Here is a 26,458-nt window from a genome sequence, read left to right as displayed (position 1 = left end):
TATTTTGTATGCAACAGTTAAATCTGTGACCACTTTTCCGTTATGTTTCTGGATGCCTCCAAAAGGAAAGCCATCACGAATTACTTCTCCAAAATAAGTATTTCTTAATAAAAAATTCCATTTTGATAAACTGTAATTGATTGCAAAAGTACCTTTATGTTTTGGCGTATTCGTTTCGATCAAACTTCTTTCCTGAGGTCCGTAATACACATCTTCCTGACCTACAAATAAAGCAGGAATGTTATTCAACTTATCATCAACCTTATTATCGTTGTAATTGTACAATAACGAAAGGTTCAATTTTCCTTCACCAATATTCATATCATAATCAATTACAACATCAAGTCCGTTTGTTGTTGTGTTGATGGCATTAGTGAAAAAACGTCCTGTTTGAGCACCATATTGCGCAAACAAATCGCGAAGTTCCGGAACTGGTTCTCCGTAAGCATCATTTCCTAAATTTCCCGTAAGGATAATTCTATTGTCAATTCTAATATGATAGTAATCAGCCGTAATGTGTAATTTTTTGGTTGGAGAATAAACAATTCCAAAGCTGTAATTTCTTGAAGTTTCCTCTTTTAATTTCGGAATTCCGAGTTGTTTCGCCACATCACTATCATTTCTAAAAATACCCGAATTCAGAATTTGTCCATCAACAACATCTGTTGCGATATTATTGAAATATTGTTGGTGCAATGAAGGCGCCCTGAAACCCGAACTAATCGCTCCACGAACAAAAAGATTGTCCAGAATTTTATATCGTGCAGATAATTTTCCATTAATTGTATTTCCAAAATCAGTGAAATTTTCATAACGGCCGGCGATTCCAATCAATAATTTTTCAGTTACATCCGCTTCAACATCCCCGTAAACGCCAGCGCTGTTTCTATTCTCATTTACAGCATTCAAAGGAGAAAATCCCGGAAATGATTGTGCGCCGCCATCAATATAAGAATCCTCTTCACCAGGAACAATTTTGTATTTTTCAAAACGATATTCACCACCAAAAGCAACATTCAAACCATTAAAAATATTTTTATATAATCTCGTAACATCAGCATTGACAGTATTTTGCAAGAAAGAGTGATTTCCGGCTTTAAAATCAGTCGGACTATTATCTCCTAATGAAACATTGTTCGTATTCGAAACATCGTAAACAAATTTGTTTTCACCGATGGTATTGCTCAGATCCAATTTCCATTCTCCAAATTTAAATTTAAAACCAACCGAAGAAGAAAGATCTGTTACAACAGAATTCAATTCAGGTTGAAATCCAAAAGGGAAAATAGAAGCGACAACACTTTCAGTTTCACTTGGTAAACGTCTGAAACCATAACCAGTTCCTTCTCTGTGACTTACTCCGCCAGAAGCATAAAACTCAATTTGGTCGTTTAACGGAATTGAAGCATTGAAAAAACCCTGAAGATTCTGGATTTTTGCATCACCAATCTGAAAGTTAAAATCATCACGTTTTAATCCGTTTTGAGCCAATAAATTATCATCAATCTGGCGTGATTGCGCCGGATTATCAGCAAAATCATAAGCAAAGAAATTACCATCTGCCGATTGATCAAAAATAATCAGATTGTTATTTTGAGAACGATTCGTTTTCTGGCGGTCGTTAAGTTCAGCTGTTAAATTGATGAAACCACCTTTATTGCCAATTTTTGTTCCATAATTCAAATTCACGTTCGTAGTTAGACCATCATTTCGTGAAGTTGAACCATAAGTGGCATTTACCTCTAAACCGGTATTATCTTTTAAAACCAAATTGATTACGCCGGCAATCGCATCAGAACCATATTGAGCTGCCGCACCATCACGTAAAACTTCAATTCGCTTAATTGCCGAAGCCGGAATCGCACTTAAATCAGTTCCTACAGAACCGTTTCCAACCGTATTTTGATAATTTACTAATGATGTTGTATGTCTTCTTTTTCCGTTAATCAAAACCAAAACCTGATCTGGGCCTAAACCTCTTAACGAAGCAGGATCAATATGTTCAGTTCCATCCGCAGATGATTGTCTGTTTGAATTAAATGACGGAATCAAATACGTCAAAATATCGTTTGTAGTAGTTTGCGGAGTTGTATTTCTGATTTTAGCCAAATTCACCACATCAACAGGAACAGCCGTTTCAAGTTTACTTTTGTTAGGATTTCTGCTCCCTACGACCACAATTTCGTCAAGACTATTATTTTCTAAAGCTAATTGTATGTCTACAAAATGATCTTTTGCCGTGACTTCCTTGGTTTGATAGCCAAATAGCGATACAATAAGAGTTGGATTATTTGATGATGATGTTAGTGTAAATTTCCCTAAAGCATCACTTGTAACATTATTTTGAGTTCCTTTAATTAAAACGGAAGCAAATTCTAAAGGATTTCCGTTTTCATTTGTAATTGTTCCCTTTATTTCTTGATTTTGTGCAAAAAACAAAGTACTCGACAAAGTAAGAATTGCTGTTATGACAATTTTTAATTTTTTTTTCATTTGGTAAGTTTTGGTTTTGTGTATGATAATAATTATTCAAATAGAAGAAATGGAAAGTTAATTACCTACTATTTATATAGACTAAAGAATAAAATGCAAATGTAATTGTAAATAACTAAAATCGATTTATAAAATTGTATTATTTCTAAGTTTATCATGTCAATTTTTAAGTTTAATGAAATATCTTTGCTAAAAATTTAAAAAGAGAAAAAATGAAATTACGTTTATTACTTTTTTTGTGTGCAATCACATTCAATGGTTTTGCACAAAATAATGTATTAGTTTTTCAATCAGATTTTGGTTTGAAAGATGGAGCAGTATCTGCGATGAAAGGAGTTGCAATGGGAGTTTCAACCGATATTAAAATATTTGATGTAACTCACGAAATCCCCGCTTTTAATATTTGGGAAGCGGCTTATCGTTTGTCTCAAACAGCACAATATTATCCTGCAGGAACTGTATTTGTGTCAGTTTGCGATCCTGGAGTAGGCACATCAAGACATTCAGTAGTTTTATTGACAAAATCAGGTCATTATTTTGTAACTCCGGATAACGGAACATTAACTCTTATTGCAGAACAATTAGGAATTCAGGAAATTCGTGAAATTGATGAAGTTAAAAATCGTCGTCAGAATTCAAACGAATCTTATACATTCCACGGTCGTGATGTATATGCATTTACAGGAGCTCGTTTAGCATCTAAAACAATTTCGTTTGAACAAGTTGGACCAAAATTACCAAATGAAATAGTAAAAATAGAATATCAAAAAGCTGTTTTCGAAAAAGGAATCATCAAAGGCGGAATTCCAATTTTAGATATTCAATACGGAAATGTCTGGACTAATATTGACAAAAAAATATTCGCTAATTTAAACCTGAAAGCAGGAGATTTGGTTAAAATCCAAATCTTTAACGGCACTAAAAAAGCATACGAAGGAAAACTAAAATTGGTAAATACCTTCGGGGAAGTTGCAATAGGAACAGATGTTTGTTATTTCAACAGCCTTTTGAACTTTTCATTAGCAATAAACCAAGGCAGTTTTTCAGAAAAACATAAAATTTACAGCGGAGCAGATTGGACTATTTTGTTAAGCAAATAATTCCTAACTATTATCTTATAAAACAAAACCGCTCAAAATGAGCGGTTTTTTTGTTGTCAGGCTGAGCGAAGTCGAAGTTCCGTTGCAATTGGCAAGCCTTCAACTTCGCTAAAAATAACAGCTTAATTTTCAAGATTATCTTAAAACAAAAAGGCATTCACCTCTCGATGAATGCCTTTTTTATGATTATAAGTAATGCTTACAAATTAAAAGAAGCTCCTAAACTAAAAGTAGCCTGATTGTTTAAATGATCAAACACACCATCATTATTACCATATTTAGCAATAGGAAAACCAATTTCTGTGAAAACACCAAATCCTTCCGTAAAGAAATAGCGACCACCAACATGACCGCCAAAATTATGTAATCCCAAGCTTAAACCCGGATAAACATCTAATTGCTCCACACCAATAACGCTGCTTAAATTAGCATTAATTCTTGCTTTTGCATCAAAACGGTCACCAAAATCAGGTTTGTAATCAGTATACGGAGTTGGATTATTATGATAAATACCATTGAAATTATCAACACCTAATAAGTAATTAGCAACAAAACCAAAAGAGAAATTTTCGCCTAAACCAAAATCAACAGAACCCTGAATTCCTGAACCGCCATCCTGAAGATTAGCTCCAACATTAACTTTAACATCTCCCTTTCCTTTATAAGCTTGTTGAGCTTGTGTAAATCCAAATGATACTAAAAACAAAAATGTAATAACCTTTTTCATAAACTTAAATATTAATTATAATTATAATGCAAAAATAACTTTTTTATAGATTAATTCCTACCTTTTTCGTCAGAATACAATTCGTTTAACGGATCACTTTGCCAGAATTCCTTAGTATCGACATTCATAATCGTTAAAGAACCTTTAAAGGCAGCGCCGGTATCTACATTCCAGACGCAGGCTTTTTGAACAGGAACAGTTTTTCCAATTTTGGTTACCGGAGTATGACCAATGAAAATTTCCTTGTAGATAGTAAAACGTTTAGGATAATATAAATCATCCGGTTTAAGTTTTGGATCTAAAGCAAGTGCAGATTCCCAAAGTGTTCTGTCCCAGTAAAATAATTTCGGAAAATATTCCCAAATTACACCATTTAAATTGGTGAAACCGGCATGAACAAACAAACGATTTTCATCGTCAAGATAATAATCTTTCAGCGATTCTAAAAAATCAATATGAGCTTGTATTTTTTCTTCACTTACTTTTTTATAAGCCTGAACAGTTGCTTCTCCGCCGTGTTTGAACCACATTTCTTCGTCAATCTCTTCGGTTTTGGTTTTGAACCACGACAACAACAATTCGTCATGATTTCCTCTGATACAAATGCACTTTTGCTTGCTTTTCAAGTTTATCAAATAGTCAATTACTTGGGGAGACTGGCTCCATCCATCAACATAATCGCCTAAAAATATAAGAGTATCTTCAGTAGTAACTTCAGCTTTTTGCATTACTTGCTCAAGAGCGAGCAGTCCGCCGTGTATGTCGCCTATAACAAATGTTCGCATTTTATTTTATTTCGAGTAGAAGTACAAAAATAAAGAAAATGATTTGTTTGAAACAATTAAGTTGAGAATCTTTAGCAATAGGTTTGAATTCCTGCAGGATTTTCAAAATATTTTAAGTGTTCGGTTGTACGAAAATAATATGTAAAGTTTTGAAAATCTTACAGAAAAGCTAAAAAATCGAAATTATTCAAAAGAATTTTTTATGATTATTTTCATTTCATATTAGTACTTTCCTCTTTAAATTTGTAGCATGTCTGAAACGCCTACATATCGAAAAATTATCCATGTTGATATGGATGCTTTTTATGCCTCAGTAGAGCAAATGGACAATCCTGCTTTACGCGGAAAACCTATTGCTGTAGGTGGTTCAGAGAATAGAGGAGTAGTTTCGGCGGCAAGTTATGAAGCTCGTAAATTTGGAGTAAGAAGTGCAATTAGTGGAGTTCTTGCCAAGAAATATTGTCCGGAAATTATTTTTGTACGTCCGCGTTTTGATCGGTACAAAGAGATTTCGACTAAAATTCATCAAATCTTTCACGATTATACAGATATGGTTGAGCCACTTTCGCTTGACGAAGCATATCTTGATGTAACACAGAATAAAAAAGGAAATCCAAGTGCCAGTTTATTGGCGCAGGAAATTAGGTTGCGAATTTTAAATGAAGTTGGAATTTCGGCTTCCGCAGGAATTTCGGTAAACAAATTTGTAGCAAAAATTGCCAGCGATATCAATAAGCCAAACGGACAAAAAACGGTAAATCCTGACGAAGTTGAAGCTTTTTTAGAAGAATTGCCAATCAGAAAGTTTTACGGAGTTGGGAAAGTGACAACAGAAAAAATGTATCAATTAGGAATTTTCACCGGAGTTGATCTTAAAAGTAAGTCAATAGAATTTCTGGAGAAACATTTCGGGAAATCCGGCGCTTTTTATTACAATGTAGTTCGTGGCATTCATAATAGCGAAGTAAAATCACATCGCATCACTAAATCTGTAGCAGCAGAAAACACCTTTGATGTCAATTTAACATCTGAAATTTTTATGCTCGAACAACTCGATATCATCGCAACAACCCTTGAAAGACGATTAAAAAAACATAAAATTTCGGGAAAAACCGTTACACTTAAAATTAAATACAGCGATTTTACCCAACAAACACGAAGTAAAACTTTGCCTTATTTTATTTCAGATAAAAGCCTGATTCTCGAAACAGTAGAAGAATTATTGTATCAGGAACGAATGAAAGATTCCGTCAGATTACTTGGAATTTCACTTAATAATTTAAATACCGAAGAAAAAAAAGCCGTGATTGTTCAGCTAAAATTTGCTTTTTAAAATGCTTCAACATTAGTTAAATCAGGATAATCGTAAGTTAATTCGTGATTTTCGTTTTATCTTTGAGTAAAAGATTATATCATTAAATTATTTAAGATGAAAAAAACTAATTCTGATGAAGTATCACATCGTAATTCAGTTCCTATTTTAGCATGGGATTTTCATTACGAATATTTAAATGAACTGAAAAATATTTTCAACGATTTGAAAAAAGTAAATAAAATTTCAAGTCAGTTTACATGGAATGAAGAAAATCTGGATATTGAACAACGTATTAAAGAAGAGGTTGTTGTAGTAACAGATCTCGATTTAAAGATTGTTTTTGCCTCAAACGGAATCAGACGAATGACGGGCTATAAAGAAGAAGAAGTTTTGGGGAAAACGCCAAAAATGTTCCAGGGACCAATAACTTGCAAATCTGATTTAAAAGAAATAAGAGAAGCAATCAAATTGCAGATTCCCTTTGAAAAAACAATCCAAAACTATAGAAAAGACGGCCGAACATATCAATGCAAAATTAATGGCGCTCCGGTTTTTAACTTAAAAGGCAAATTAACGCATTTCATAGCCTTTGAAAAAGAAGTTTTAAGCGCTTAGAATTTAACCGCAAAGACTTTTTTTGCCACAAAGACACAAAGAAGATTATATAATAAGAAATATAAAAACCGCCAATTGGCGGTTTTTGTTATTTATGTAGCTTAGTCAAAGTTTAAATTTTGACTAAGCTTTTTTCGTAATACTAAAAAACTTAGCAACTCAGTAACTTAGTTCCTTATCAACTTAAATTATAAATTCTCAAAAAAATCATTTCCTTTATCATCCGTAATGATAAAAGCAGGAAAATCCTTAACGGTAATTTTACGAACCGCTTCCATTCCTAACTCTTCAAAATCAACCACTTCAACTTTCAGGATATTATCCTGTGCTAAAATTGCCGCTGGTCCACCAATAGAACCCAAATAGAATCCACCATATTTGTTGCAAGCGTCAGTAACTTGTTTGGTACGGTTTCCTTTTGCAAGCATAATCATACTGCCACCATGTTTTTGAAATTCATCAACATAAACATCCATACGTCCTGCAGTTGTCGGTCCAAAACTTCCAGAAGCCATTCCTTCAGGAGTTTTTGCAGGTCCGGCGTAATAAACAGGATGATTTTTGAAATATTCCGGCATTGGTTTTCCGGATTCCAACATTTCCATGATTTTGGCATGTGCGATATCACGAGCCACAATTACGGTTCCGTTTAATTTCAAACGTGTTTTAATTGGATATTGAGTCAATTTAGCTAAAATATCAGCCATTGGCATATTCAAATCAATTTCAACCGGAGCTTCTAAATGCGGAGCTGTTTCAGGTAAAAATTGCTTTGGATTTACTTCTAATTGTTCAACAAAGATTCCGTCTTTCGTGATTTTTCCTTTGATATTTCTATCAGCAGAACAAGAAACCCCTAACCCAACGGGGCAAGAAGCCGCGTGACGAGGTAAACGAATGACACGAACGTCATGTGTGAAATATTTTCCGCCAAACTGAGCACCAATTGCACTTTCCTGACAAATTTTCTGAACTTTTTCTTCCCATTCAATATCACGAAAAGCCTGACCAGACATATTTCCCGAAGTAGGCAAATGGTCATAATATCCTGCAGATGCTTTTTTAACAGCGCTTAAATTCGCTTCCGCAGAAGTTCCTCCAATTACTAAAGCCAAATGATAAGGCGGGCAAGCCGAAGTTCCTAAATCTTTTATTTTTGCGCGAACAAAAGCATCCATTGATTTTTCGTTCAATAATGATTTTGTTTGCTGATATAAGTATGTTTTATTAGCAGATCCGCCGCCTTTTGCCATAAATAAAAACTCGTAAGAAGTTCCTTTTTTAGCATAAATATCAATTTGCGCCGGAAGATTAGAACCTGAGTTCTTTTCTTCAAACATCGAAATCGGGACAATCTGTGAATAACGTAAATTACGTTTTTGGTACGTATTAAAAATTCCTTTGCTTAACCATTCAGCATCATCAACACCAGTAAAGATGCTTTCGCCTTTTTTTGCCATTACAATCGCTGTTCCTGTATCCTGACAGCTTGGTAACTGACCTTCGGCAGCGACCGAAGCATTTTGTAATAAATTGTAAGCTACAAAACGATCATTATCTGTAGCTTCAGGATCGTCAAGAATCTTTCTTAATTTTTGCAAGTGTGTTGTTCTTAACATGAACGAAACATCTGTTAAGGCTTCTTCTGCTAATAATTCTAAACCTTTTGGATCAACGGTTAAAATTTCACGTTCTCCAAATTGTTCCACTTTTACAAAATCAGAAGTAATTTTGCGGTACTGCGTATCATCCTTTAAAATAGGATAAGGGTCTTGGTATATAAAATCAATCATTGCTTTGTTTTTGACAAAGTTAGAAATTATTTACCTAAGAAAGAATTTGAATAAGCGATGTTTATAGCGTTTACTATTGTTTATGAAACTCATCAAAAGACATTCTTTTCTCAAAATAAGTCTTGTCTTTTGCCGAAAGTAATTGACTTTTCCAACGATTTCCGCTTAAGCGAAAAACAACAGAATCAGAATGTTTAACTGTTCCCATATTCTCGTCATTATCATCAGGTTCAAACGAAACTGTTTTACAATAAAACGATTCAGGATTTGCTTTTGATGTTGGATTTCCAAACTCAAGCCAATTTCCCCAACCACTGTCAGACATTGTGTACCACTCATGAACAAGTTGTACATCGTTGTTTTTTAAATAATACAAATAGTTGCTTTGCATATAACCGCATGCAGGATATCCATAGCGTATTTGAATAAAGGGAGAATTTTTTTCAGTTTCTGTATTCAATCCATATATAATACCCCATTCTGATCCTTTTTCGATTCCTTTGATAGTAATTTTTGTAGAAGCAGTTTTGATTTTATTTTCATAAAAATCCAGTCTGTAATTTGCAGTAACAACACTGTCTTTATCCGCTTTTTGATTTAAAAGATGTGACAGAACATAATTACTTTTATATGTTTCAACATCTTCTGAAATAGAAATTGTGTCTGTTTTTAGAAAGCTTTCTTGTTTTGCAGCAATTTCTTCTGTTTTAGGTGCAGCAATTTTAACTGTAATTTGGTTTTCTGGTTTTGGTTTTTGGCAACCAATTAAAACGAATAAGATAAAAAGGGCTTGTAATTTCATTGTGTGGTATTTATGTGTTGTTTGTATATTTTAAATCGGATTAAATCCGGGATTACAATATAATTGTTTCTGTTGACTGGACTGAAGTCCAGCTCTACAAAATAATCTGTTCCTTCGGAACTTCTAAAAAAAGAACATAGGCTTGAAGCATATTATAGGACGGGATTTTAATCCCGTTTAAAGGTATTGTGATTTTATCGAATTAAATTAAATTTTTAAAAACATGTCTTTCATCCAATTTGACATTGAATTTATTTAAAAAGGACGAATATTCATCTTTGAAATTTTGCTTTTTATGATGTTCTTCCTGATTGGCGATGTATTTATAAACAGCATCGATATGAGATTGACTGTATGAAAAAACGCCATATCCTTCCTGCCACTCAAATTTATATTGTGTTAATTGATGTTCATTAATAAATCTCGATGATTTTCCTTTTATACTTTTCATTAATTCCGAAATAGAAACAGTAGGTTTTAAACCTAAAAAGCAATGAACATGATCTTCAGTTCCATTTACAATTATTGTTTTGCAACCCGTTTCATTTATTAGATTTCCTATAACACCCAAAATTTGTGATTTACATTCACTAGTAATAAGTGCTTCCCTATATTTTACTGCGAAAACCGCCTGAATGTAAACCTGATGATATGTATTTGACATTTTGTTCTGTATTGTTTATGATTTTAGACAACCACAATATTACAAAATATTCTTACAAATAATTAAAATTATTATTCGCTTTTAAACTGGACTAAAGTCCAGCCCTACAAAATAAATCGTTCCTCTGGAACTCTATAAAGAGAGTAATCGGCTCGGCCCATATTGTAATTCTGAAATGAAGTCCAGCCCTACAAAATAAATCGTTCCTCCGGAACTCTACAAAAATAGCAATCGGCTCGACCTATATTGTAATTCTGAAATGAAAAGTCCAGCCCTACAAAATAAATTATTTCTCCGGAACTCTACAAAAAGAGCCATCGGCTCGAACAATATTGTAGGGCTGGACTTCAGTCCAGTTTATAGGATTGGTAATTAAATTGGTTTTCCCGAATGTTTTAAAAAAACCACGTAGCCACAAAAATCGCCGTAATAACACAAATAAGATCCACCAAAAGCATTGTGCCTAAAGCGTAACGGGTATTTTTGATATTAATAGATCCAAAATAAACAGCAATAACATAAAAAGTACTTTCGGCACTGCATTGAAAAATACTGCTCAATCTTGCGGTTAGCGAATCTGCTCCAAATGTATTCATTGAATCAATTAAAAAACCACGAGATCCCGCAGAACTAAAAGGACGAAGCATTGCTACTGGTAATGCATTGGTAATTTCTTTATTTACTCCCATATTCGAAAAAACAAATGCGATTCCGTCACTGATAATTTCGAATAAACCACTGTTTCTGAATAGAGAAATTGCAACCAACATTCCCAATACATAAGGAAAAATAGTAACTCCGGTTTTAACGCCATTATTTGCTCCAACTACAAAAGTGTCGAAAACTGTAGTATTCGCCTCAGTGAATTTCTTTTCGTTTTTAAAGGAAAAAATCAATGTAAAGGCAATAATTCCAATCAATATTAATCCCGAAAGATTAGAGGTGAAATAATTTTTCCCAATGATATCCAAATGATTTACATACATCAAAAGCCCAACAATGGCGGCGATTAAACCCATTAAGACGATAAGAAGAGAAGCACTTTTAAAATTGATTTTTTGTTTAATTCCCACAATTAAAAAAGCTGCAATTGTGCCAATGAAAGACGTGATGATACAAGGAAGCATAACATCAGCAGGATTAGTAGCATTTGCAGCAGCGCGATATCCAATAATCGAAGTTGCAATTAATGTTAAACCAGAAGCGTGAAGACACATAAACATGATTTGAGCATCACTTGCTCTGTCTTTATCCGGATTTATTTCCTGTAAACTTTCCATGGCTTTAAGTCCAAATGGTGTTGCAGCCGAATCTAATCCCAGAAAATTGGCGGCAAAGTTTAAAGTCATATAAGATATCGAAGGATGATTTTCAGGAATACTCGGGAAAACCTTTACAAATACCGGACTCAATACTTTAGCTAATTTTCCAGATGCTCCGGAAATAATTAAAAGTTCCATTAATCCGCAAAAGAAAGCCAGATAAGCAATAAGTGGCAAGATTAAATCTACCAAAGTGCTTTTACAAGTTGGTAATAAACCATCAGATTTTTGAAGACCGCTGAAAATCTTTACAGTTTTATTTTTATAAACATATGTAGTATCAGAGTTAAGAGTGTCACGATTGATAATCATACTTTGATCTGGTGCCTTTTTTATGCTGTCTTTTATGAAAGCGGGAAGTTCATCGATGTATTTTTCAGAAACCAAAATAGGATCGTCCTTCTTTCCATTTATAACAGAATCAATAGTATAAGTATTGGCAGTAAATAAACTGACCACAATAAAGACAATCGAAGAAATAAAAATCGTTAACCAAAATCTACTTAATACCATAATGCTATTTTTTTGTAAATGTAATTATTTAGAGATAAAATGCATAACGATTTTGTTGTTGAAACGAGAAGTATTTGATTAGAATTATATTTTAGCCATCAAATTAGATGGTGTCGATTTTGGATTAGTAATAATCCAGTTTTAATATATCGCTCCGATGGAGCTTAAAAATCTAATCGCTGATTCTTATTCTATAAATATTTCACTCCTAACGGAGTTTCGTAAGCCCTGGAGGGGCGTTATATTTATAGCAATATTTATGTGTTATTTTTAAAAGCTCTATCGGAGCGGTATAAATATTCGCAAAACAGACATTTATTCAATAACAATTTTCATTTCCAGATAGTTTTCAAAAGCTTTAATACCTTCAAATAAAATTTCTTTTTTCGAAGATTCGGTTTCATTAAAAAATTGTGTTTCTATTTTTGCGTGATCTTTTTTAATGGTTCGTTTCCAGGTTCCGATAACTTTTCCATTTTCCATAATAATTGGTTTGAAGATTCCATTATTAGTAAAAGCTTTAGATTGATGTTCTAACAAAATTGAAACTTCACGGGTTTTATAAGAAATCAGAATTTCATCAAAAGCAGGAAGAAAATGTACGCTTTCGCGGAAATGGTTTTCATCAGAAATTTGATTTCCAAACCAATACGTCTGACCTTCAGTTTCAACAAAATTCAATTGCAACTCTAATGCATTAAGCGCAATCTTGCAAGTTGTACGCGGGAAACCAGACCACCACGAAAAGTCAAGAAGCGTAGCAGGACCGTGGCTTTCGAAGTAACGCTTGGCTAATTTTGCTAGTGCTTCTTCTTTTGTTAATTTGGTTATAGGTTTCAAAACTCTTTCTTCAAGTAAAGCATAAGTTATTTGTTTGCCTTTCATTTTTCCGTTACAAACCAAACCGTCTAATTCAGCATTCATAATTATAGTTCCAGGCAAAAACTCCTGACTTGAACTTTTTTTGATGTTCAGTTCCTGCATGATTTCATCACGCGTCATATGATTATTTCCTGCTAGCATTTTTTCGATAGCTAAATTAATCTGATCTAACTTTTTATCGTCATAACCATATTTTTTGGCCGCCGAATTTGTAAATCTTTTAACTTGTGGTGATGATAAATCCAACATCCAATAAATATCGTCAGCGGAAACAAAATGCCAGGTTGGTCTAAGAATATGTGTTCTGATAATTTGTGCCGAATTTATTGCTTCTTCAATGGCTACCTCAGAAGCATCACATCGAGAACCAATCGCCCATTTTGCCATTGCATAATCCTGAGCCTGCATTGCACCAAAATGACGCACAATTTCTTGTGGTGAACTTTTAGTTTTTTTATATAGTTTTTGCGAAACAAGTCTGTGATGCGATATTTCCTGATGTGTCATTTCTAAAAATTGGTTTAGCCATATAAGTTATTTAAATTCATTTTAGCTTTGAGACTTAGTAACTCTGTACCTTTACACCTTTTTAAACATGAATAATTTCATCATCAATCAATAAATCTTCACGGCGTAAACGCAGAAAAACCTGAGCTACGGCAATTGTATCTTTTTCACAATAAGTAACAATTCTATCAATATCTTTCTCGACATAATAAACATGTCCAACCTGACTTCCGTCGATATCGCCTTTTGGCGATGGAACGCCGAGAATCTTGGTCAATAGCTTTAAGGAAGTGAAATGTTTATAATCACCAAACTTCCATAATTCTAAAGTATCTAAATGTGGAATTTCCCAAGGTTTTTTACCAAATAAATTTAGTTTATCAGGAATTGCGATTTGATTTATAATCATGCGTCGGGCGATAAACGGAATGTCGAATTCCTTTGCGTTATGTCCGCACAACAAATGTTGTGGTTTACTAAAATGATTGCTTAGCAGATTATTAAAATCCTTAAGAATCTTTTTTTCATCACCAAAAAACGAAGTCACACGAAAATTCCGAATATCGCCTTTGATTGTAAAATATCCAACCGAAATGCAAATAATTTTACCAAATTCTGCCCAAATTCCGGCACGTTCGTAAAATTCTTCCGGCGAAAAATCTTCTTTTCGCTGGTATTGCGTTTTAAGATCCCAGAGTATTTGCATTTCCGCGTCAAGCGAATTAAAATTTTCTTCTTCAGGAACGGTTTCTATATCAAGAAATAAAATATTGTTGAGGTTTATTTTTTCAATCATTATTATATGTTTAAACACAAATTATACGAATTGATTTGTGTTAAAGGATTACTCTAAATTTAGTATTTTGTAAATATAAAGCTATAATTTTAATTGTATTCTTACTTTTTAATTTCCTGTGGTAAAGTTTTCATTTGTTCTGGCGGAATTCTTTTCTGTAAAAACAAAATCTGCCCTAAATGACTTGACTGATGTTCCATAACATGAAACCAGCAATATTGATTACTGATGTCATATTTCATTTGAACTTCGACAAACCAGGCATCATCTCTTTTTTTTAATTCCGAAATCGTTTTTGCTCTCACTTCATTGTAAATATCCAAATAATATTGAATATCATGCCCTTTAAATTCGTCGCGGGCTCCCTGATCGAGATTCAAGGCAGTTTCCCATTTTTTCTTTTCTTCTTCGTTAAATTCTCTGTTTTCAAAAGTAAAAACCTGATAGTATTTTTCGGCTGCAGCCAAATGCATTACGAGTGCTCCAATTCGGTTGGCTTTTTCATCATGCAAATAATCAATTTCATATTGATTCATATTCTTGACCGCGAATTCAACACGATCTTTAAGATCTTCAAGCATCGAAATCATGTCGGCAATTTTTGGTGAAGCGCCTTCAACGTTTCCTATTTTTCCAGTTTCTTTTATTATTATACCGCTTCCTTCAAGTAATAACGAATATTTTCCATCTACGCTTGATTTATCTGAAGAAATCTTAAATTCCTTAACCTTAACATTTTTTTGTTTAGCATTGCCTAAACTCCATTTTGGAATATCTGTATTGGTTGAAGGGGTTTCAAAACTTGAATTTAAAATTGTTACGGGTTCAAAAACACCTTTTGCATTTTCGATAAACAATTGAAATTTATCAAAATAAAACTTTCCGTTTAGTTCACAAACTCCTCCAAAAACTAATGTTTTACTATTCTCATCAATCGTTCCTTCGATAGTATAAGATTGCCATTCTTTTGATTTTATTGGTCTGTCGTGCATATTATCTGCAAATCCTTCTTCATCATTTTTATTAAAAACTCTTGCAAACACTCCTGACCAGGCTCCTGGGTCGTTAGACTCAACTTTTGCCGAAGCAATTACTCTAAATTTTTTCTTTACCGGAGTTTGAATATCTATTGTTTGACGAAAAGCCATCCATTGGCTGGAAATAATTCTTTGAGTTTGAGCCTTTGCCGAAACAAGACTTAAAAGCAATAGGAGAAAAGCTATCTTTTTCATTCTTTAGGTTTTAAATTTTTTCGTAAATATAATATACTTTTTTAAGGAAATAACTTAATATTCTATTGAAATTTATATAAAAAGGCAATAAAAAAAGCTGCACAATGCAGCTTTTATATCATAAACCAAAAAATAAGATTTTCTTAGCTTGTTTTCATTGGTGGTAAATCAAATGCGATTGAATCGTGTTCGAAGTTATTACGGTGTCCGCCATCACAGAATGGTTTGTTTGCAGATAAGCCGCAACGGCAAAGTCCTAATGCAGCTCTTCCTTGTAGTCCATAAACTGTTCCTTCAGAATCCATGATCTCGAAGTCACCTTCTATCTTGATAGATCCGTTTTTATTGATGATTAATTTTGTCTTGCTCATAAAATTGTCTTTGTTTTTTTCAGGGCAAAGGTTGCAAAATATATTTTGAAGATTTTAATTAGAATGCTAGTTTAAACTGGTTCTATTTTATGAGGGTTTGCCACAATCTATTTTAGAATTATTCTACAAAGTTACTCAGAGGAAATGCACAGAGATTTGCAGAAGTTTTTTATATTTTGTCAAGCTGAGCGTCCCGAGGCTTCAGGAAAAGCACCGCAAAGATTGGCACTCTAAACACTGAGACTGGACTGAAGTCCAGCCCTACAAAATAAATCGTTCCTCCTGAACTTTTTACAGAGAATCTAGGTTCGGAACATATTGTAGGGCTGGATTTCAGGAGACTGGACTGAAGTCCAGCCCTACAAAATAAATCGTTCCTCCTGAACTTTTTACAGAGAATCTGGGTTCGGAACATATTGTAGGGATGGGCTTCAGGAAGACTGCACTGAAGTCGAGACCTACAAAACAAATCGTTCGTCCGGAACTTTTAAAAAGAACCTTAGGTTCGGAACATATTGTAGGGCTGGACTTCAGGAGACTGCACTAAGTCCAGCCCTACAAAATAAATCGTTCGTCCGGAACTTTTAAAGAGAACCTTATGTTTGGAACATATTGTAGGGATGGGCTTCAGGAGACTGCACTAAGTCCAGCCCTACAAAACAAATCGTTCGTCCGGAACTTTTAAAGAGAACCTTAGGTTTGGAACATATTGTAGGGCTGGGCTTCAGGAGACTGGACTGAAGTCGAGACCTACAAAACAAATCGTTCGTCCCGAACTTTTAAAGAGAACCTTAGGTTCGGAACATATTGTAGGGCTGGACTTCAGTCCAGTTTATTATATGCATGGAAACGATAATGAATAGACGAAGTAAATAACACAAGAAATCCCGTAGAGAAATGTCGCCAATCTTTGCGGGCTTCTCCTGAAGCCTAGGGACGCTGAGCCTGACAATATGGGATTGATATCTTTATGAAATTATTATTCCAAAAATGCCTAATCAACGCTGTTTTCTAGCCCCGATAGAAGTGAAAATCCTTTTGCTTTTTTCTTTAAAAAGCAAAAGATTGTAACGAATAGCGGGAAATAGCTCCTAAAAAACAATATCAAGACATCAATCTCTGTCCTTTTTCTTTGTGAAACTTGGCGGAATAACAAAATCTCAATTCTATTGCTTATTTTTGCACTCAATAAAATTGAGTTATGATACAAAATCCAAAGAGATATACTATTACGGCGGCATTGCCTTATACGAATGGACCTATTCATATTGGGCATTTGGCGGGGGTTTACGTGCCTGCAGATATTTATTCGAGATATTTACGTTTGCAAGGAAAAGACGTTGCGTTTATTTGCGGAAGCGATGAACACGGGGTTGCAATTTCGATGAAAGCCAAAAAAGAAGGAATTACACCACAAGAAGTTATTGATAAATATGACGGAATTATTAGAAAATCATTCGCTGATTTTGGAATTTCGTTTGATAATTATTCTCGAACTTCGGCTAAAATTCATCATGATACGGCTCAGGAATTCTTTAGAAAACTGTATGATAATGGTGATTTTATTGAAGAAGTAACGGAACAATTGTACGATGCGAAAGCGAATCAGTTTTTGGCAGATCGTTTTGTGGTAGGAACTTGTCCAAAATGCGGTCATGATGGAGCTTACGGAGATCAATGTGAAAATTGCGGATCGACTTTGAATGCTACGGATTTGATTAACCCAAAATCGACGATTACCGGAGAAACTCCGATTTTAAAAGCAACAAAACACTGGTTTTTACCTCTTGACAGATATACTGATTTCCTGAGAGAATGGATTTTAGTTGGACATAAAAACGACTGGAAACCTAATGTTTACGGTCAGGTTAAATCCTGGGTTGATGGCGGACTTGAACCTCGCGCCGTGACGCGTGACCTTGATTGGGGAATTGATGTTCCGGTTGAAGGTGCCGAAGGGAAAAAATTATATGTTTGGTTTGATGCGCCTATCGGGTATATTTCATCTACTAAAGAATGGGCTCTCCGTGAAGGAAAAGACTGGGAACCGTACTGGAAAGATGAAGACACGAAACTGGTTCATTTTATTGGGAAAGACAATATTGTTTTTCACTGTATTATTTTCCCTGCGATGCTTAAAGCCGAAGGAAGCTATATTTTGCCGGACAATGTTCCTGCAAATGAGTTTTTGAATCTTGAAGGAAATAAACTCTCGACATCTAAAAACTGGGCGGTTTGGTTACATGAATATCTTGAAGAATTTCCGGAGAAACAAGATGTTTTGCGTTATTCATTAACATCAAACGCACCGGAAACTAAGGATAACGATTTTACATGGAAAGATTTCCAAGCGAGAAATAACAACGAATTAGTTGCCATTTTCGGTAATTTTATTAATCGTGTTGTGGTTTTAACCAATAAATATTACGAAGGATTTATCCCAACTCCAAATGAATTTTCTGAAGTTGACGAAAATACCTTGGCTGAATTAAAAGCGTATCCAGCCGTGATTTCGAGTTCGGTTGAGCGTTATAGATTTCGTGAAGCATTGGGTGAATTGATGAATGTTGCGCGTTTAGGAAATAAATATCTTGCCGATGAAGAGCCTTGGAAAGTGATGAAAGACAATCCGGAGCGTGTAAAAACTCAAATGTATGTTGCCTTGCAAATTGCTGCTGCGTTGAGTATTCTTGCCGAACCGTTCTTGCCTTTTACTGCGGCGAAATTGTCAGGAATCCTTAAAAATGAAGGCAAATTGAAATGGAATGATGTTGCTGAAATTTCGGAATTGATTCCGGAAGGTCACCAAATTGGTGAAGCAGAATTATTATTCGCAAAAATCGAAGACGAAGAAATACAAAAACAAATAGATAAATTGGAAGCTACAAAAACAGCTAATATTGCCGAAAACAAACAAGCAGAACCTCAAAAAGATTTAATTCAATATGAGGATTTTGCTAAAATGGATTTACGTGTAGGAACAATCATCGAGGCAGAAAAAATGCCAAAAGCAAACAAACTTTTGGTTCTTAAAATTGATACCGGAATTGACGTTCGCACAATTGTTTCGGGAATTGCCGAAAGCTTTTCGCCAGAAGAAATTATTGGTAAACGTGTTACGGTTTTGGCCAACTTAGCGCCAAGAGCTTTACGCGGAGTTGAAAGCCAGGGAATGATCCTGATGACAACAAATGCTGAAGGTAAATTGGTTTTTGTAAATCCTGATACGGATGCGCCAAATGGTGAAACGATAAATTAATTATTTCGATAAACATAAATAAGAAAAAGTTATCAGCCTAAAATACTTGGCAGATAACTTTTTTATTTAAATACGATTGTACAAATAATTATACTCAATTTACACAATCTTAGAATAAATCTTTAATTTTGAATAAATAAAGAAATATCATGAACTTGACTGCACAAATAAAAAAGAATTTAATATCCCGAATCAAAGATTCTGAGGATTTGAATTTCCTAAATGCACTTCAAACAATTTTTGATTCATCTGAACAAGAACTTTTTGAATTGTCTAATGAGCAAAAAAAGGCAATTGAGAGTAGTCGTATAGAAATCGAAAATGGAAATTTTCATAAAAATGAAGAAGTAATTTCTGAAATGAGAGAATGGCTAAAAAAGAAATAGTTTGGTCTTCTTTGGCAAAACTTCAACTACAAAATGTTCTTAAATATTATTTTATTAGAAATGAAAGTCCGACTTACAGCTTAAAACTGTTAAACGAGGTCGAAGATTTATTAGATACACTTTCAAATTCAGAATTGATTGGAAGACTTACTTCAAATAAAGTTACACGTCTTATTTCTATGAAAGTCTATTTAATATTCTACGAAATAAATGGAAATCAAATTGAAATAGTATCATTTTGGGATAATCGTCAGGATATTAAAAACAAAAAAGTAAAATAACTAACTCTTTTTATAAAAATGAAAACGTTAAAACATGGGAAATTTCTCATGTTTTAACGTTTTGTTTGAGTTTATAATTGTAAGTTTGTCTTGCAAAAATACAGTAAGGAGCAATCCTTGAAACTTAAGTTAACATAAGCGAATCCCTCGCCATGATGTCCCTGAGGAAACAATGGGAAACCTATCCTTACGGGTATTTTTGCACATCTAAAGCGAGGGATTCGTGCATTTAATATTTTCGGTATGCAAAAAGAAAATGAAAAAACATCGGAGCCAGATGTAATAACGGCAATGGCAAAATTTCTTTCAGACCTTTGGTTTGAAGAGGATTTTCGAAATCAACCGGAACATTTATCCGAAATTTTCGAGACAATTCTCTTAAACGAAATGGGCGATGATCAAGATCTCAGGATGACAATGATAAGTTCTATTAGAACGAGTAAATTATTGGCAAACGCACTTGGTTCTTTTTCGGATATGGAAATTAACAACGTCTGCAAGAAAATCATGAATGCATAAATTCTTGATATGGGAGAATCAGTTAAAAGTTTTAATTTGATTCTCTCATTGTTTTAAGTCAAGTCAAAATTTGTTATTCGGAAAAAACGTATTAATCATTAATTACCAGAAAATTATTTCGTTAATTTGATGTATTATTTAATTTTTAACGAAAAAATCGTAAAAACATGCTAATCCGTTTTGTTGTCAGTAATTTTATGTCTTTTAAAGATGAGACAGAATTCAATATGCTTCCCTCAAAAGGAAATGGCTCACGCCAACTTACAAATCATATAAAAAAAACTAAATCTGGTGTTGAAGTTTTAAAAACTGCAGCAATTTATGGTGCAAATGCAGCTGGTAAAAGTAATTTAGTAAGAGCAATTGCATTCTTGAAATCTATTGTCATAAATGATGTAGAATTATTAGTTCCTCAAAGCAAAAGATTCAGACTTGACAAGACGTACTTAGAAAAGCCTTCAACTTTTAGAATTGAATATGAATATCAAGGTATTCATTTTGATTATGCGGTAGAAATTTTTAAAGGAAAAATAAGGGAAGAGTGGCTTTACTTAATAAATTCAGTAAAAAAAAACAAGGAAGAACTATTATTTAAAAGAAGCAATAAAGAGGTCGAATTTGGAGAATATTTTAAAAACAAAGATGACGTTTTGTTTGCTAAAAAACTGCTTAAAAAACAACTTAAAGACAATGAAACTGTTCTAAATAAGTGCTATCTGCTTTTAGAGAGCGACATTATTTTAGACAAAATCTCCGAAGCGTTTTCAAAAATTCACTTAGTTTTTCCAAATTCTATAAATATTGAATTCACGGAATCTGTTTTATTAGGAACTAGAAAATTAGATTTTGCAAATAAAATACTTACAAATAGCAAAACAGGCATTGAACAAATCATTAGAAGAAAAATAGAGTCAGATTTATTTTTTGGTTTAGACGATATAAATGTGAAAAACAATCTTATTGATGAACTAGAATCAGACATTCAAAATAACACTGATAAAACAAAAAGAAAGGCAATTGTTTTTAACTATAGAGATAAACATTATGGTTTTATAAAAGAAGATATAAGTTATTTTGTTTTAGTATTATGTACCAAACATGAAAATTCCAATTTCATGTTTGATTTTAATGAAGAATCAGACGGCACAAATCGTCTTTTTGAACTAGCTCCAGCTTTCGAAGAATTATTGTATGAAGACGATTTTGTATATATTATTGATGAATTAGAAAGAAGTATGCATCCTTTATTAGCTAAAGAACTTTTAAGAACATATTCATTAAATTCTAAAACTAATAGTCAATTAATTTTTACAACTCATGAAAGCCATCTATTAGATGATAATTTACTACGACGAGATGAGATTTGGTTTACTGAAAAAAAATCTGATGGAAGTACTGAATTTTATCCGTTAAGCAATTTTAACCCAAGAGGTGACAAAGTTTTAGAAAGAGGTTATTTAGAAGGAAGATACGGGGGAATTCCATTTTTAGGAGATTTTTCCAAATTAATGAAAAGTAATGAAAATGAATAGAAAAAAATATTCACTGGGAGATTATAACAAAAAGCAAGAAAATCAAGATGCTACAAAATTTTTTATTGTTTATGAAGGAAATGTAAAAGAGCCTAATTATTTCGAAGCTTTTAATGAGACTTTTCTTGATAGAAAAACTGCTTATATTCATCATATTTTAGAAAACAATACTGGAGTAGTAGGAAACACTCCTTTAAAATTAAAAGAGAGAGTTGAGTCATTTATAAAAAATCCACCGAAAGACATTAAAGTAACCCCTACAATTGAAGATAAATATAGACTTGTTTTAGATGTAGATAAACATCCTGATGCGCAAATAATTGAAGTCAAAAACTTTTGTAACCAATTAGGTGATGCAAAATTATTTATAAGTAATTATTGTTTTGAAGTTTGGCTCTGGGCTCATTTACATGATTTGGATAAAATAGAATCAACAAAATCTGCAGAAATCAAGACAGAATTGGGAACAATTCAAACTGGAATCTATCCATTCTGCTTTATGAATATAACTCTTATAAATGACGCTATTAAAAGATCAGAAATGGCAGACGTTGACAAGGATAATTATTTCCCAGTAATAAAATCAACAAAGGTATATCTTTTAATTCAAGAACTTTTAAGTTATTCATTAATAAACAAGGAAGTTATTGAGCCTCAAACACTAGAAGAATAACAAAATTATTATCAGAACCATAAATTTAATGAAAATCACCAAACCAAGATTAGCCTTAATCTGCGGAATACTTTGTATTTCAATCTTCCCAATATTGGTTAAATTGAAATTAGCGCCAGGATTAATTTCGGCTTTTTATCGCATGTTTTTTGCGGTGACTTTGCTTTTGCCTTATGTTTTGGTTACAAAAAGTTTTAAACTTCCAAATACTAAATTTTTACTTTTAGCGGCACTTTGCGGCATTTTATTCGCATCTGATGTTGCCGTTTGGAATATCGCAATTCAGGATTCAAGCGCGACTCAGGCTTCGTTGCTGACTAATTTATCTCCGCTTTGGGTTGGAATTGGTTCTTTTTTCTTTTTGAAAGTTCGACCTGCAACAAATTCTGGATTGGAACCGTAGTTTCATTATTCGGGATGATTACTTTGGTTGGTTTTAGCTTTTTTATGGAGCTGAATTTCAATCAGGCTTTTCTGTTTGCGGTTTTCTCCGGAATCCTATATTCTATTTATCTTTTGGTGAGTAAAAATGTGCTTTCAGATGTTGATGTTTTATCGTTTATGACTATTAGTTTAATTGCATCGAGCATTTATTTAGGGATTATTTGTTATGCTTTGAACGAACCTTTTTCAGGATTTTCAGATACTGGTTGGTTTGTATTGCTTTTGCAAGCTGTGATTTGTCAATTGTGTGCGTGGCTTTCTATCAGTTATGCCACACAACATATGCGCGCAACGAGAGTTTCGTTAAGTTTACTGAGCCAAGCGATAATTACATCCATATTAGCTTGGTTGTTTTTAGAAGAACAAATAACTTTACAAATGGTTTTAGGCGGAATAATTTTGCTTTTCGGAATAAGAATTACTTTTTACGATAAAACAATATCGCTTAAGAGGCTTTTTTCTAAGAATTGAAAGATTGCCCACAGGATTATACGGATTTAAACAGATTTACGCAGATTGCTTTAAATAATTCGTGAATTCGTGGCGAAAAAAGTTTCCGCAGATTTAAGCAAATTAAAATAGATTCTTTATTTAATATTTTTTAATCATCTAATCTGCGCCAAAAAATTTGTGAAAATTTGTGTAATTTGTGGTGAAAAAGTTCTCTCGCAGATTTGGCAGATTGAGCAGATTTTTAAATCGTTTTAATCATTTTATTCCGATAGCTATCGGGAGTAGCAAAAAAATTCGTGAATTCGTGGCGAAAAAAACCTGAAATAAAGAAAACCTGAAACAAACTTTTCTTCAAACTTGAAACAATATTTTCTATGTTACATAAAAACAAAATACCAAATTTAAAAGTAATCGCATTTGATGCCGATGACACTTTGTTTGTAAACGAACCTTACTTTCAGGAAACTGAACATAAATTTTGCGCTTTGATGGAAGATTATCTTTCGCATCAGGGAATTTCGCAGGAATTATTCAAGATCGAAATTGAGAATCTGCCTTTATATGGTTACGGAATTAAAGGATATATCTTATCGATGATTGAAGCCGCTATGAATATTTCGAACAATACAATCCCCATTGAAGTTGTTCAGAAAATTATTCAATACGGAAAAGAATTATTGGAGAAACCAATTGAACTTCTGGACGGAATCGAGGCAACATTGCAATCATTACATGGAAAATACAAATTAGTCGTTGCTACAAAAGGCGATCTAAAAGACCAACACAGTAAATTACACCGTTCTGGTTTAGGACATTATTTTCATCATATCGAAGTAATGTCAGACAAACAGGAAAGTGATTATAAAAAATTACTGGGTCGTTTAGACATTCAGTCTAATGAGTTTTTGATGATTGGGAATTCATTAAAATCAGATGTTTTGCCGGTTTTGGGAATTGGAGGTTACGCCGTTCATATTCCGTTTCACACCACTTGGGAACACGAAAAAATTAGTCACAAAGTCGAACATGAACATTTTAGCTCATTCGAAAAAATTACTGAAATACTTCAGAACTTATTATAATGAAAAATGGAAGAACCTTTTTTTGGGGCAACCGTCGAAATTGATTGTACAAAAGCATATCAAACGGCAAAAACTCTTAAAGCTTCTTTCTTTATTTTTTACTTACATAAAACATTAGTTGCCGTAAATTCTATCGAAAATTTCAAGTATAGAATCGCAAATGACGCCATTTATATCAATGATCGCGTTGATGCTTCGGCAACAATTGGTCGTGAAGATGGTACTTTTGGGTTTTCTTTGATTGAATATAACCCTGATTTTACCATATTCGAACAAACTGCATTAGCCGAAATTGAACGTATTCAAAACACAACCGGACTTTTCACGAGATCATTTGATGATGATAATCTGATTCATTTTTCGGCAATCCCGTGGTTGAATTTCACATCGCTTTCACATGCCCGTAGTTACACATTTCCAGATAGTTGCCCTAAAATTTCTTTCGGTAAAATGATGACTTCCGAAACTGGAAAAAAAACCATTGCAATGTCCGTTCATGTTCATCATGGCCTGATGGATGGTTTGCATCTAGGACAATTTGCAGATCATTTTCAGGAAGCTATGAACGGCTAAAAACAGCATAATTATTTTTAACCTTATTCTGTTATATTTATGACTTTTACTGGAGAATAAATCTTACAATAAATCGTTTGTTTGGGGAAATTTAAAATCTCAAATGACAATGAAAAAAATCGTTCTTACTTTGGCTTTAGCATTGGCCTTAGCAAATGTAAATGCACAAACAAAAACAGAAAATGCTGATAGTGCTGATCGCTATAATAAATGGTCTGTTGAATTAGCTGCTGGTGTAAACAAACCACAAAGCCCATTTACAGAAAACTATTTTACTACTACACCAAGTTTTTTTACTGGTGATCTAGGAGTTAGATATATGTTTAATAATAAATTTGGTTTGAAAGTAGATGCTGGATATAACAGTTTTACAAGTAAAGACAATTCTGTAGACTTTGATTCAAAATATTACAGAGCAAATTTACAAGCAGTTGCGAACTTAGGAAGAATCATGAACTTTGAAACCTGGACTAAAACGTTTGGTTTATTAGGTCACGCAGGTTTTGGTTTAGCGCAGTTAGAAAACAAAGATCTACATGTAAAAGACAGAATGGGTAACTTTATTGGTGGTATTACAGGTCAAATCAGATTATCTGACAGATTTGCGTTAACTGGTGATTTTACAACTATTGTAAATACTGCACAAAATGTTACGTTTGACGGAAACTCTACAATTGATTCAAGAGGTTTTAGCGGAGTTATTTATAACGGAACAATTGGATTGAATGTGTATTTAGGAAGCAATACAAAACATGCTGACTGGGTTGTTATTTCAAAACAAACAGATCTTACTGATTTAGAAAACAAACTTGCAGAACTACAAAACTTAGTTAACAACAAAGTTCCTGAGAAACAAATTGTAATCGAAAAACAAATAAGCGCTCCAGTTGTATCTGATAAAGATATTGTAAAAGAAATGATCAACGATAAATATTATAGTGTTTATTTTGACTTTAACAAAGCAACTCCAATTGAAAATTCAACTGCTGCAATTGATGTGATTTTAACTTATTTAAGAAAAAATCCTTCGGCTTCAATTGACATAATTGGTTATGCGGATCAGGTTGGAAGCTCAGAATACAATGATAAATTATCAAACACAAGAGCAAACAACGTTAAAACTATTTTTGAAAAAGCAGGTATTGCACCTTCAAGATTAAATGTAGTTGCTGGTGGAGCTGATACTTCTATTCAAAAAGATTCAGAAGAAGCTATAAGATTAGCAAGAAGAGTAACTTTTAAAGTAAAATAATCTTTTTCTACAATCAAAATCAAGTCCTAAAGGAATTCTTTAGGACTTTTTTTATATCTTTAAGTTAAATAATTGCTCCGCTTTGTT

At 33.3% G+C, this 26,458-nt stretch carries 23 protein-coding genes and 1 pseudogene; 13 read left to right on the top strand and 11 right to left on the bottom strand.

The genetic code is table 11. The features are described 5' to 3' along the window. A partial coding sequence (locus tag ACHZDT_RS15660) for a TonB-dependent receptor domain-containing protein (protein ID WP_394775559.1) occupies nt 1–2,493 on the bottom strand: 2,493 nt, incomplete at its 3' end. Nucleotides 2,494–2,705: 212 nt separating this feature from the next. Between ACHZDT_RS15660 and ACHZDT_RS15655 the strand changes: the two genes are divergently transcribed. After that, complete coding sequence (locus ACHZDT_RS15655) at nt 2,706–3,593, top strand: S-adenosyl-l-methionine hydroxide adenosyltransferase family protein (protein ID WP_394775558.1); 888 nt, start codon at nt 2,706–2,708, stop codon at nt 3,591–3,593. A 199-nt stretch (nt 3,594–3,792) separates the two neighbouring features. On the opposite strand, the gene ACHZDT_RS15650 is transcribed toward ACHZDT_RS15655, so the two are convergent. Further along, nucleotides 3,793–4,320 (bottom strand): DUF6646 family protein, encoded by a 528-nt coding sequence (locus ACHZDT_RS15650; protein WP_394775557.1) that lies wholly within the window; start codon nt 4,318–4,320, stop codon nt 3,793–3,795. A 50-nt stretch (nt 4,321–4,370) separates the two neighbouring features. Beyond that, entirely contained in the window at nt 4,371–5,105 is a 735-nt protein-coding gene (locus ACHZDT_RS15645; protein WP_394775556.1) for a metallophosphoesterase family protein, read from the bottom strand. A gap of 250 nt (nt 5,106–5,355) precedes the next feature. Here ACHZDT_RS15645 and dinB point away from each other — a divergent pair, with 250 nt between their 5' ends. Next, nucleotides 5,356–6,438 carry a DNA polymerase IV gene (gene dinB, locus ACHZDT_RS15640; protein WP_394775555.1) on the top strand — a complete coding sequence of 361 codons (1,083 nt, stop codon included), beginning with the start codon at nt 5,356–5,358 and terminating at the stop codon, nt 6,436–6,438. A 96-nt stretch (nt 6,439–6,534) separates the two neighbouring features. Continuing rightward, nucleotides 6,535–7,035 (top strand): PAS domain-containing protein, encoded by a 501-nt coding sequence (locus ACHZDT_RS15635; RefSeq protein WP_394775554.1) that lies wholly within the window; start codon nt 6,535–6,537, stop codon nt 7,033–7,035. Nucleotides 7,036–7,223: 188 nt separating this feature from the next. On the opposite strand, the gene ACHZDT_RS15630 is transcribed toward ACHZDT_RS15635, so the two are convergent. From ACHZDT_RS15630 to ACHZDT_RS15595, 8 genes are all read right to left on the bottom strand, one after another. Then, complete coding sequence (locus ACHZDT_RS15630) at nt 7,224–8,828, bottom strand: fumarate hydratase (protein ID WP_394775553.1); 1,605 nt, start codon at nt 8,826–8,828, stop codon at nt 7,224–7,226. A gap of 73 nt (nt 8,829–8,901) precedes the next feature. Further along, nucleotides 8,902–9,630, bottom strand: a complete 729-nt coding sequence (locus tag ACHZDT_RS15625) for a hypothetical protein (protein ID WP_394775552.1) — start codon at nt 9,628–9,630, stop codon at nt 8,902–8,904. A gap of 202 nt (nt 9,631–9,832) precedes the next feature. Further along, nucleotides 9,833–10,294 carry an IS200/IS605 family transposase gene (gene tnpA / locus ACHZDT_RS15620; protein WP_394775551.1) on the bottom strand — a complete coding sequence of 154 codons (462 nt, stop codon included), beginning with the start codon at nt 10,292–10,294 and terminating at the stop codon, nt 9,833–9,835. Nucleotides 10,295–10,689: 395 nt separating this feature from the next. Beyond that, nucleotides 10,690–12,129 (bottom strand): nucleoside recognition domain-containing protein, encoded by a 1,440-nt coding sequence (locus ACHZDT_RS15615; RefSeq protein ID WP_394775550.1) that lies wholly within the window; start codon nt 12,127–12,129, stop codon nt 10,690–10,692. 315 nt (nt 12,130–12,444) lie between these two features. Continuing rightward, the gene (locus ACHZDT_RS15610; RefSeq protein ID WP_394775549.1) at nt 12,445–13,518 is read right to left on the bottom strand and encodes a winged helix DNA-binding domain-containing protein; all 1,074 of its coding nucleotides are present in this window, start codon (nt 13,516–13,518) and stop codon (nt 12,445–12,447) included. 82 nt (nt 13,519–13,600) lie between these two features. After that, entirely contained in the window at nt 13,601–14,314 is a 714-nt protein-coding gene (locus ACHZDT_RS15605) for a 3'-5' exonuclease (RefSeq protein WP_394775548.1), read from the bottom strand. Between the two features lie 101 nt (nt 14,315–14,415). Then, entirely contained in the window at nt 14,416–15,546 is a 1,131-nt protein-coding gene (locus ACHZDT_RS15600) for a DUF664 domain-containing protein (RefSeq protein ID WP_394775547.1), read from the bottom strand. Nucleotides 15,547–15,689: 143 nt separating this feature from the next. Beyond that, nucleotides 15,690–15,917: a CDGSH iron-sulfur domain-containing protein gene (locus tag ACHZDT_RS15595; protein ID WP_089048491.1), complete on the bottom strand. Its 228-nt coding sequence runs from the start codon at nt 15,915–15,917 to the stop codon at nt 15,690–15,692. A gap of 1,201 nt (nt 15,918–17,118) precedes the next feature. Between ACHZDT_RS15595 and metG the strand changes: the two genes are divergently transcribed. The 10 genes and pseudogenes from metG to ACHZDT_RS15545 all read left to right on the top strand — a co-directional run bounded on the left by metG (nt 17,119) and on the right by ACHZDT_RS15545 (nt 26,371). After that, nucleotides 17,119–19,176, top strand: a complete 2,058-nt coding sequence (gene metG, locus ACHZDT_RS15590; RefSeq protein WP_394775546.1) for a methionine--tRNA ligase — start codon at nt 17,119–17,121, stop codon at nt 19,174–19,176. A 149-nt stretch (nt 19,177–19,325) separates the two neighbouring features. Next, a complete protein-coding gene (locus ACHZDT_RS15585; RefSeq protein WP_394775545.1) occupies nt 19,326–19,562 on the top strand; it encodes a hypothetical protein in 237 nt (78 codons plus the stop codon). After that, entirely contained in the window at nt 19,544–19,843 is a 300-nt protein-coding gene (locus ACHZDT_RS15580) for a type II toxin-antitoxin system RelE/ParE family toxin (RefSeq protein ID WP_394775544.1), read from the top strand. Before ACHZDT_RS15585 ends, ACHZDT_RS15580 begins: the two co-directional genes overlap by 19 nt. A gap of 243 nt (nt 19,844–20,086) precedes the next feature. Beyond that, nucleotides 20,087–20,362: a hypothetical protein gene (locus ACHZDT_RS15575; protein WP_394775543.1), complete on the top strand. Its 276-nt coding sequence runs from the start codon at nt 20,087–20,089 to the stop codon at nt 20,360–20,362. Between the two features lie 197 nt (nt 20,363–20,559). Beyond that, nucleotides 20,560–21,894, top strand: coding sequence for an ATP/GTP-binding protein (locus tag ACHZDT_RS15570; protein ID WP_394775542.1), 1,335 nt, complete (start codon nt 20,560–20,562; stop codon nt 21,892–21,894). Then, nucleotides 21,887–22,567 carry an RloB family protein gene (locus ACHZDT_RS15565; protein WP_394775541.1) on the top strand — a complete coding sequence of 227 codons (681 nt, stop codon included), beginning with the start codon at nt 21,887–21,889 and terminating at the stop codon, nt 22,565–22,567. The genes ACHZDT_RS15570 and ACHZDT_RS15565 overlap by 8 nt, the downstream gene beginning before the upstream one ends. Before the next feature lie 28 nt (nt 22,568–22,595). After that, a pseudogene (locus ACHZDT_RS15560) lies at nt 22,596–23,482 on the top strand (DMT family transporter). A gap of 356 nt (nt 23,483–23,838) precedes the next feature. Next, a complete protein-coding gene (locus tag ACHZDT_RS15555) occupies nt 23,839–24,546 on the top strand; it encodes an HAD family hydrolase (RefSeq protein ID WP_394775540.1) in 708 nt (235 codons plus the stop codon). 6 nt (nt 24,547–24,552) lie between these two features. Next, nucleotides 24,553–25,119 carry a CatA-like O-acetyltransferase gene (locus ACHZDT_RS15550; protein ID WP_394775539.1) on the top strand — a complete coding sequence of 189 codons (567 nt, stop codon included), beginning with the start codon at nt 24,553–24,555 and terminating at the stop codon, nt 25,117–25,119. Between the two features lie 109 nt (nt 25,120–25,228). Beyond that, nucleotides 25,229–26,371 carry an OmpA family protein gene (locus ACHZDT_RS15545; RefSeq protein WP_394775538.1) on the top strand — a complete coding sequence of 381 codons (1,143 nt, stop codon included), beginning with the start codon at nt 25,229–25,231 and terminating at the stop codon, nt 26,369–26,371. Nucleotides 26,372–26,458: the final 87 nt, after the last annotated feature.

This window comes from Flavobacterium sp. (assembly GCF_043722275.1).
In the GTDB taxonomy this organism is placed as follows: Bacteria; Bacteroidota; Bacteroidia; order Flavobacteriales; family Flavobacteriaceae; genus Flavobacterium.
The sequence above is the reverse complement of the archived record's forward strand: the minus strand, read 5'-3'. Positions and strand labels throughout refer to the sequence as shown.